The organism is Mesorhizobium tianshanense, from assembly GCF_007830515.1.
GTDB lineage: Bacteria > Pseudomonadota > Alphaproteobacteria > Rhizobiales > Rhizobiaceae > Mesorhizobium > Mesorhizobium tianshanense.
Window position 1 is genome coordinate 105,399 of sequence record NZ_VLKT01000025.1, and the last position, 8,428, is coordinate 113,826.

Annotated in this window: 9 protein-coding genes and 1 tRNA gene; 7 read left to right on the forward strand and 3 right to left on the reverse strand. The window is 63.0% G+C overall.

Features of this window, described 5'->3' with window-relative positions; translation table 11 throughout:
* The first annotated feature begins 113 nt into the window (after positions 1–113).
* The 5 genes from IQ26_RS20335 to IQ26_RS20355 all read left to right on the forward strand — a co-directional run bounded on the left by IQ26_RS20335 (position 114) and on the right by IQ26_RS20355 (position 4,100).
* Complete coding sequence (locus IQ26_RS20335) at positions 114–266, forward strand: histidine kinase (protein ID WP_145720154.1); 153 nt, start codon at positions 114–116, stop codon at positions 264–266.
* A 10-nt stretch (positions 267–276) separates the two neighbouring features.
* Positions 277–1,194 carry a site-specific tyrosine recombinase XerD gene (locus tag IQ26_RS20340; RefSeq protein ID WP_145720141.1) on the forward strand — a complete coding sequence of 306 codons (918 nt, stop codon included), beginning with the start codon at positions 277–279 and terminating at the stop codon, positions 1,192–1,194.
* A 98-nt stretch (positions 1,195–1,292) separates the two neighbouring features.
* A complete protein-coding gene (locus IQ26_RS20345) occupies positions 1,293–2,243 on the forward strand; it encodes an acetyl-CoA carboxylase carboxyltransferase subunit alpha (protein ID WP_145720142.1) in 951 nt (316 codons plus the stop codon).
* Positions 2,244–2,553: 310 nt separating this feature from the next.
* Positions 2,554–3,849 carry a L,D-transpeptidase family protein gene (locus tag IQ26_RS20350; protein ID WP_145720143.1) on the forward strand — a complete coding sequence of 432 codons (1,296 nt, stop codon included), beginning with the start codon at positions 2,554–2,556 and terminating at the stop codon, positions 3,847–3,849.
* Between the two features lie 11 nt (positions 3,850–3,860).
* Positions 3,861–4,100 carry a sulfurtransferase TusA family protein gene (locus IQ26_RS20355; RefSeq protein ID WP_145720144.1) on the forward strand — a complete coding sequence of 80 codons (240 nt, stop codon included), beginning with the start codon at positions 3,861–3,863 and terminating at the stop codon, positions 4,098–4,100.
* A gap of 56 nt (positions 4,101–4,156) precedes the next feature.
* Here IQ26_RS20355 and IQ26_RS20360 read toward each other — a convergent pair whose 3' ends face one another.
* Together IQ26_RS20360 and IQ26_RS20365 are read right to left on the reverse strand one after the other, a co-directional pair.
* Positions 4,157–5,257 (reverse strand): CobW family GTP-binding protein, encoded by a 1,101-nt coding sequence (locus IQ26_RS20360; protein WP_145720145.1) that lies wholly within the window; start codon positions 5,255–5,257, stop codon positions 4,157–4,159.
* Positions 5,258–5,261: 4 nt separating this feature from the next.
* Positions 5,262–6,431: a D-alanyl-D-alanine carboxypeptidase family protein gene (locus IQ26_RS20365; RefSeq protein WP_145720146.1), complete on the reverse strand. Its 1,170-nt coding sequence runs from the start codon at positions 6,429–6,431 to the stop codon at positions 5,262–5,264.
* A 232-nt stretch (positions 6,432–6,663) separates the two neighbouring features.
* Here IQ26_RS20365 and IQ26_RS20370 point away from each other — a divergent pair, with 232 nt between their 5' ends.
* Both IQ26_RS20370 and IQ26_RS20375 read left to right on the forward strand, forming a co-directional pair.
* Entirely contained in the window at positions 6,664–7,827 is a 1,164-nt protein-coding gene (locus IQ26_RS20370; protein WP_145720147.1) for a M20 aminoacylase family protein, read from the forward strand.
* Between the two features lie 164 nt (positions 7,828–7,991).
* Positions 7,992–8,068: transfer RNA gene (locus IQ26_RS20375), tRNA-Arg, on the forward strand.
* A gap of 80 nt (positions 8,069–8,148) precedes the next feature.
* Here IQ26_RS20375 and IQ26_RS20380 read toward each other — a convergent pair.
* Positions 8,149–8,428 (reverse strand): IS66 family transposase (locus IQ26_RS20380; RefSeq protein WP_145720148.1); only part of this gene is annotated, 280 nt, incomplete at its 5' end.

Below are 8,428 nucleotides of genomic sequence, written 5' to 3' on the forward strand. Positions count from 1 at the left end.
CAAGCGTGACGCGCGCCGCGCGTCGCTCGAGCTTCGTCCTTGAATTGGCCGGTTTGGCATCCCATAAGGGCACAGGGTTTGGAAACGCAGAACAAGAAGACGGGCGTAAATTGATGCCGACACTGTTTCGCTTTGTCGTGACGCTCACGATTCTGGCCGGCATTGTCTATGGCGCGATGTTCGCTCTGGCGATGTTTGTCGAGCCGAGAAAGGTCGAAATGAGCGTACGCATTCCTCCCGAAAAGCTGAATCCCAAGAAAAATTGACCCAAAAGAAATGAACAGCGCGGCCCGCATCGAAGCCTTTTTGGAAATGATGAGCGCCGAGCGGGGCGCTGCCGAAAACACGCTTTCCAGCTATCGCCGCGACCTCGAAGACGCTTCGGCCGAGATCGACGGCGGGCTTGCGGGTGCCGCCGCCGCCGATATCCGCGCCTACCTCGACGATATCGCCGCGCGCGGTTTTGCCGCCGCCTCACAGGCACGCAAACTGTCGGCGATCCGTCAGTTCTTCAAGTTCCTTTATGCCGAGGGCCTGCGCGGCGACGATCCGACCGGAACCCTGGACAGTCCGAAGAAGGGCCGGCCGCTGCCGAAGACGATGAGCGAGGCCGATACCGGCCGGCTGATCGACCGTGCGGCGCTAGAGGCAGGCGACGCCTCGCTGAACAATGGCGACAGCCTGGCGGCGCTGCGCCTGCATGCGCTGGTCGAGGTGCTCTACGCCACTGGTCTGCGCGTTTCCGAGCTGGTAGGCCTGCCGGTGACGGTGGCGTTGCGCGACGATCGTTTCTTCTTGGTGCGCGGCAAGGGCGACAAGGAACGCATGGTGCCGCTGTCGGCAAAGGCGCGCATGGCGATGCGGGCCTGGCTCGTTGCCCGGGCAACGGTGCCGGCTTTCGCAGACAGCCCGTTCTTGTTTCCGGCAGCAAGCGGCAGCGGCTATCTCTCCAGGCAGGTCTTCGCCCGCGACCTGAAGGGCCTTGCCGCGCGAGCCGGCATCGCCTCGGCGAAAATATCGCCGCATGTGCTGCGCCATGCTTTCGCCAGCCATCTCCTGCAGAACGGCGCCGATCTCAGGGCCGTGCAGCAGTTGCTCGGCCATGCCGACATCTCGACCACCCAGATCTACACCCATGTGCTGGAGGAGCGGCTTGTGCGACTGGTCAACGATCATCATCCGCTTGCCGACTAGGCGTCATATCGCTATGTGAGGCGACGTTCCGCCACTCGGAGCCTTTGTTTCCTAGGTTCCGCCAGTCATTGCCTTCCGACTTACCGGTCCGCAGAAGAATGTACAATTACCTCGACTTCGAAAAGCCGATCGCCGATCTCGAAGGCAAGATCCTCGAGCTGAAGAAGCTTGCCGAGAACGGCGAGGCGGTCGATGTCGGCGATGAGATCGGCCGTCTCGAGAAACGCGTCCGCGACGCGCTGCGCGACATTTATAAGGCACTGACGCCATGGCAAAAGGTGCAGGTGGCGCGCCACCCGGACAGACCGCATTGCGTCGACTACATCAAGGGTCTGTTCAGCGATTTCACGCCGCTCGCCGGCGATCGCAATTTCGGCGAGGATCAGGCGATCGTCGGCGGCTTCGCCCGCTTCCGTGGCGAACCGGTGGCGATCATCGGCCAGGAAAAGGGCTCGGATACGGCGAGCCGCTTGAAGCATAATTTCGGCTCGGTGCGACCGGAGGGTTACCGCAAGGCGGTGCGGCTGATGGAACTCGCCGACCGCTTCGAAATCCCGTTGCTGACATTGGTCGACACGGCCGGCGCATATCCCGGCGTCAACGCAGAGGAGCGCGGCCAGGCGGAGGCCATCGCCCGTTCGACCTCTGCCTGTCTCGGCCTGAAAGTGCCGTCGATCTCGGTGGTCATCGGCGAAGGCGGCTCGGGCGGCGCCATTGCGATCGCCACCGCCAACCGCGTCTACATGCTCGAACACGCCATCTATTCGGTGATCTCGCCGGAGGGCGCCGCCTCGATCCTGTGGCGCGACACCACCCGCTCGAAGGATGCGGCGACCAATATGAAGATCACGGCTCAGGACCTGCTCGAGCTGAAGATCATCGACGCCATCGTTCCCGAGCCACTCGGCGGCGCCCATCGTGGCCCGGAAACGGTGATCGCCGCCACCGGCGACCTCATCGCGAAAACGATGAAGGAGTTCGCCGGCGCCAACACCGATTTTCGCGAGCAGCGCCGCGAGAAATACCTGGCTATGGGCCGGAACCTCTAGACCATGATCCCGGACCGAAGGTCAGCGTAGCAAAAAAGTCGGAACCGGTTTTCGCTGGAGATCGTGGTCAAACAAGAAGATTCTGTCCGTCCGATTTTCAATCGGATGGACCGCGAGACGATCTCGGCGCCGCAATGTAGCAAGATTGAGCGCTTCGCCACAAAAATGCCGCTGCATTCGGTTCAATCAGATTGCCGTGAGGGATGCGCCCGGCGCTTGCGGTAAGGAATTTTCAAGGTTAACGGGTTTAGGGTTGGGTCTGACGGTGCTGATGCCTGCAGTCCGAAAGAAAAAAGACATAGCCATACGCATGTTTGCCAAGCTTGCCCGCACCGGATTTCTGATTGCCGCGATAGGGGTCGCCGGCTGCACTGATTCCTCGATGAAGGATTTCAATCCTTCGGCCAACAACCCGCTGCCCGACAAGATCCTGGCCAGCATGAAGGCCAAGGGCATGACCCGCACCTCGCCGGTGATGGCCCGCATCTTCAAGGAAGAGGGCAAGCTCGAAATCTGGAAGGCCAAGACCAACGGCCGCTACGACATCGTCGCCAGCTACGACATCTGCAAATGGTCGGGCAAGCTGGGCCCCAAATTCACCGAAGGCGACCGCCAGGCGCCGGAAGGCTTCTATACGGTCCGTCCGGCGCAGATGAATCCGCGGTCGAGCTACCACCTTGCCTTCAACATCGGCTACCCCAACGCCTACGATCGTGCCAATGGCCGCACCGGTTCCCATCTGATGGTCCATGGCGCCTGCTCGTCGTCGGGCTGCTATTCGATGACCAACGCGCAGATCGAGCAAATCTACGCTTTCGGCCGCGATGCCTTCCAGGGAGGCCAGACCGAATTCCAAATCCAGGCCTTCCCGTTCCGCATGACCGCCGCCAACATGGCGCGTTATCGCCAGGATCCAAACTATGAATTCTGGAAGATGCTGAAGGTCGGCTACGACAATTTCGAGATCACCAAGGTGCCGCCGAAGGTCGACGTCTGCGAGAAGCGCTATGTCTTCAACCAGGTCGCGGCCGACGGCGCGACGTTCGATCCGGCCAGCGCCTGCCCCACGACGACACAGCCGGATTCGCTGAAGAGCGCCTTCAATGCCTACCAGAGCACCTACGAAGCGGCTTTCAACGGCGCGGTCAAGGCCAGCGTGCCGGCACCCAAGCCGACCATCGCCGGCATCAAAGAAGCCAGCATCGTTTCCGACTGGTCCAAGCGCCGCGCCCGCGGCGAACGCGTGCCGATCGAGCCGCCTTCGCTCAACGCCGACGGCTCGTTGACCGAGACGGCGCGCATGGGCCGCATCGATTCGCCGGCGGGCCGCAAGATGGCCGCGCTCGACGCGGAGAAGGCTGCCAAGCAGAAGGCCGAGGAGCAAAGGCTTGCCGCGATAGAAGCAGCCAAGGCCGAGAAAGAGGCGGCCAGGATTCAGTCCTTGGCTGAAGAGGAAGCGGTCAGGGCCGCGGCCGAAGCGCCTGTCGCCACTGCAACCATCGCGCCCGCCGAGGCCGCCCCGGTGACCGAAACGCAGGCGGCGAGCGCTGAGGACAGCACAGCGACAAAGCTGAAGAGGAAGCTGCTCGGCATGTTTGGCGGCTGAAGTTTCTCACCTTGACCAAGCGCGCTGCTATTTACGATCTCAAGGGGCTGAACTGTCCCTTGCCGGTGCTCAAGGCGAAGAAACGGCTGGCGGCGATGCAGCCGGGCAGCCAGCTTTGGTTAGAGACCACCGACCCGCTCGCCGTCATCGACATTCCCTCCTTCTGTGCCGAGAGCGGTCATCATCTGGTCGAAACGACAGCGGTTTCCGGCGGCCATCGCTTTCTGGTCGAGCGCGGCGATATCGCCTGAGTTCGGCGAGCTTCTGCCAGCCTCGCCTCGTGGCTCGAATTGAACCCAGAGGAAAGCTACCGCCCGGCGATGGCCAGCGGGTTGTTCTCCAGCGCCGCGCGGTCGGGCGTGTCGATCGACGGCCGGTTGGTGAAGGCGGCAAACAGCCGGCGGACGTAATCTTCCGGCATGTCGAGCGTGATCAGCACCAGCCTCGTGCCGCGTTGGCCGTCAGGCCAGGACGGCAATCGCGCCGGCGGATGCAGGATCTTCTGCACGCCGTGGACGACCAGCGGCCGCGCCGGGTCTTCCAGCAATTCGATGATGCCCTTCATGCGCAGCAGGCGCTCGCCATGCGCCGATCGCAACAGGTCTAGGAACATCTCGATCGCCGAAAACGGCACCGGCCCATCATGGACGAGCGCGTGGGAGCGCACACGGGAATCGTGCCGATGGTCGCGGTCATGGTCGCCGTGGTCACCATGGTGGTGATGATCATGGGCAGCTTCCTCGCCCAGCCAGCGCCGCACGTCGGCGGACTTGGTGGCTGGGTTGTAGAGGCCGCAATCGAACAGCGCCGCTACATCGGTCCTACTGTCACCGGCATCGAGCAGTTCGGCACCCGGATTGATCTGCCGCAGCCGGGTCCGCAAGGCCTCTATATCAAGCGGATCGGTGGCCAGATCGGCTTTCGTCAGCACGATTCGGTCGGCGACGGCCACCTGCTTCACCGCCTCGACATGGGCGTCGAGCGTCGCACTGCCGTTGACCGCGTCGACCAGCGTGACGACGCCGTCGAGCCGGAAGGCCTGGACCAGCGCCGGATGCCCCATGATCGACTGCAGCACTGGCGCCGGATCGGCGAGGCCGGTGGTTTCGATGACGATGCGGGCAAGCCGGGCGATGCGGCCGGTCTGCAACCGATCGACGAGATCGGCCAGCGTGTCGACCAGTTCGCCGTGCACCGTGCAGCAGAGACAGCCGTCTGAAAGCTGGATGATGCCATCGGAGGCTTGTTCGACCAGGAGATGGTCGATTGCGACCTCGCCGAACTCGTTGATGATGACCGCGGTGTCGGCGAGCGCCGGATCCCTGAGCAGCCGGTTGAGCAGCGTCGTCTTGCCGGCGCCGAGAAAACCGGTCAGCACCGAGACGGGGATGGGAAAGCCGCTGCTCATCAGGCTAGTTCAAGGCCTTGGCGGGCTGGCCGTCCTGGGTCGCAGTGGCGGAACCGATCACTATTGGTTCGGCACCGGGTGGCTGCGGCTGATCGGGCCGCCAGGTCGGCAGCGGCACGTCGGCATATTCCCGGCCCGATGCATCGAGCATCGCCTTCGGCTTCGGCCCGGTGGCGCCGCCAAGGCCGACAGCCACCCATGTCGGCACGTGGTCGAGCTTTTCCTGATAGGGGGATTTTGGCGCCTTATCGCCGACCGGGACGGCGGCTTCCGACTGCTCCTTAGCCGGCTTTTTCTTGCAAAGCTCGTCACGCAGATCGTTGACGGACGTCGTGTCGCCATAAGCAGGCAGCGCCGCGACCGTGGTCCAGCTCGACTCAGGCGCCGCAAAACCCTGGTCGAGCAATCTCGCCGTGGTCTCGGCACGTGTAATGGGCGACCGTTCACCGAGCACCACGGCGACCAGCGTGCGGCCGTCGCGCGTTGCCGAGCCAATCATGTTGAAGCCCGAGGGGCAGACGAAGCCCGTCTTCATGCCGTCGGCGCCTGGATAGCGGCCGATCAGGAGATTGTAGTTCGGGATCTGCTTCTTGCCGACGGCGAGACCCTCGATCGAGAACCAGGGGGCATATTGCGGAAATTCCATGCGGATCGCCATCACCAGCAAGCCGAGGTCGCGCGCCGTCGTATACTGGTCCGGCGAAAAGAGCCCGTTCGGGTTGACGAAATGCGATCCGGTCATGCCGAGCCGGCGTGCCTCGGTGTTCATGCGTTCGGCGAAAGCGGCTTGCGAACCGCCGATGTTCTCGCCGACGGCCATGGCGACGTCGTTGGCCGATTTGACCAGCATCATCTTCAGCGCATTGTCGAGCCGCATGATGGAACCCGGTTTGAAGCCCATCTTGCTCGGCGGCTCGCCAGCGGACCGTTTCGTGACCTTGATCGGCGAATCGAGCTGAACCTCGCCGGCCGCGATTGCGCGGAACGTCACATATGCGGTCATCAGCTTGGTCAGCGAGGCCGGATACCAGCGTTTGAAAGCCTCCTGATGCTGGAGGATCCTGCCATTTTCTAGATCGAACACGATCGCCGGATTGGCGAGAGCCGGTCCGGCCAGCACCGGAAGCGCCACGGCGCCCGCCAGCAATAGTCTAGGGAAATGCCTGTACCGCATTGTTGAATCCGAAATCGCCTCTTGCCGTAGTCGCCCCTGGCTCCGTAAGGTTTCGTTACGCGATCGCCAGCAAAGTGGATCCGACCCTCTGCCCGGACCATAGTTGCGGTGCTATTTAGCCTATGTGACGTCAAGATGGCAAAGTGCCTGACAATCACAATTGCAAAACAGCAGGCACAATCGCAAAACAGCAGGCCAAGACCGTCTGCTCCAACAGCGAGATGGAACCATCATGCCAATCCTGAACCGCGCCGCCGAAATGCAAGACGAGGTCGCCGGCTGGCGCCGTCATCTGCACCAGACTCCAGAGCTGAATTTCGACGTCTTCAAGACCGCCGCCTTCGTCACCGAGAAGCTGAAGGCCTTCGGCTGCGACGACGTGGTGACTGGGCTCGGCAAGACCGGCGTCGTCGGCATCATCCGCGGCCGCCAGGGCGAAGGCACGACCATCGGCCTGCGCGCCGACATGGACGCGCTGCCGCTCAATGAGATCACCGGCAAACCCTACGCCTCGACCGTCCCAGGCAAGATGCACGCCTGCGGCCATGACGGCCACACCGCGATGCTGCTCGGCGCTGCCAAATATCTGGCCGAAACGCGCAATTTCGCCGGCTCTGTCGCAGTGATCTTCCAGCCGGCCGAAGAAGGCGGCGGTGGCGGCAACGAGATGGTCAAGGACGGCATGATGGAGCGCTTCGGCATCTCCAAGGTGTTCGGCATGCACAACATGCCGGGCTTGCCTGTCGGACAGTTCGCCATCAGGCCGGGCCCGATCATGGCGGCGACCGCCGAATTCACCATCACCGTCAAGGGCCGGGGCGGGCATGCGGCGATGCCGCACGGCACGATCGACCCGATCGTCATCACCAGCCAGCTTGTCGGCGCTCTGCAGACGATCGCCTCGCGCAGCACCGATCCGGTCGAGGCCGTCGTGGTGTCGGTGACGAAATTCCACGCCGGCGACGCCTACAACGTCATTCCCGAGAGCGCCGAGATCGCCGGCACAGTACGCACGCTGAAGAAGGAGGTCGCCAAGAGGGCGGAAGAGCGCATTCGCGTCATCTGCTCGGGGTTGGCCGCGGCCTTCGGCGCAACGATCGAGGTCGACTACAATGCCAATTATCCCGTCACCTTCAACCACGCGGAAGAGACGGTCTTTGCCAGCGATATCGCCGCCAACGTTGCTGGCGACGCCCATGTGCACCGTGCCATCCAGCCGGTGATGGGCGGCGAGGATTTCTCCTATATGCTGGAGGCGCGGCCGGGCGCCTTCATCTTCATCGGCAACGGCGACACCGCCGGTCTCCACAACCCTGCCTACGACTTCAACGACGAGGTCATCCCGCATGGCATGAGCTATTGGGTGAAGCTCGCGGAAACGGCGCTGGCAGCCTAGCTGGTGGCCGCGCGGCAACAGGCTGATTGGGTGCAGAGCGCTCCCGATCAACTTGCCGCCCGCCAAGCATCGAGCTGGGCGGCACAGCCCTCGTCGAAACCGATTGATTGGATGAGAGCGCCTCTTGGCGAACCGATCCGAAGCGGTTATGTGTCGGGCCGCGTGGTCCCGTAGCTCAGTAGGATAGAGCGGCAGATTCCTAATCTGTAGGTCACAGGTTCGATTCCTGTCGGGATCACCACGTTTTCAAGCACTTAGCGAATCGCCACGTAACCGGGGCAAAAGCGGCGGCGTTTGGGCGCGTCGATCTGCTGTTGGGGTTCAGCGCGCGGCGAGGAGAACGGGAAGCGGTAGGATCTTGCTGCCAGGGATGCCGAGGCGGTCGCCGAGATAATCCCAGAAGCTGACACCGAGCTTGTTGCAGGTCTTCATCATGCTGAGCATGGTGTCGCGGGCGGCACGGCCCTGGTTGCTGTGGGTTCCGCCGCTGATCTTGCGCCGGGTCACCACGCTGCGGATATCGTTCTCCGAGCCATTGGTGTGGAGCGGAATGTCCGGGCGTTGGAGGATCTTCAGGAAGCTTTGGCGGTCGGTCCGGATG

What these genes read in the sequence shown, in the direction of transcription:
- IQ26_RS20345 (WP_145720142.1), top strand. Translation starts at nt 1,293, where the DNA reads ATGTACAATTACCTCGACTTCGAAAAGCCGATCGCCGATCTCGAAGGC.
- IQ26_RS20350 (WP_145720143.1), top strand. Translation starts at nt 2,554, where the DNA reads ATGTTTGCCAAGCTTGCCCGCACCGGATTTCTGATTGCCGCGATAGGG.
- IQ26_RS20360 (WP_145720145.1), bottom strand. Translation starts at nt 5,257, where the DNA reads ATGAGCAGCGGCTTTCCCATCCCCGTCTCGGTGCTGACCGGTTTTCTC.
- IQ26_RS20335 (WP_145720154.1), top strand. Translation starts at nt 114, where the DNA reads ATGCCGACACTGTTTCGCTTTGTCGTGACGCTCACGATTCTGGCCGGC.
- IQ26_RS20340 (WP_145720141.1), top strand. Translation starts at nt 277, where the DNA reads ATGAACAGCGCGGCCCGCATCGAAGCCTTTTTGGAAATGATGAGCGCC.
- IQ26_RS20365 (WP_145720146.1), bottom strand. Translation starts at nt 6,431, where the DNA reads ATGCGGTACAGGCATTTCCCTAGACTATTGCTGGCGGGCGCCGTGGCG.
- IQ26_RS20370 (WP_145720147.1), top strand. Translation starts at nt 6,664, where the DNA reads ATGCCAATCCTGAACCGCGCCGCCGAAATGCAAGACGAGGTCGCCGGC.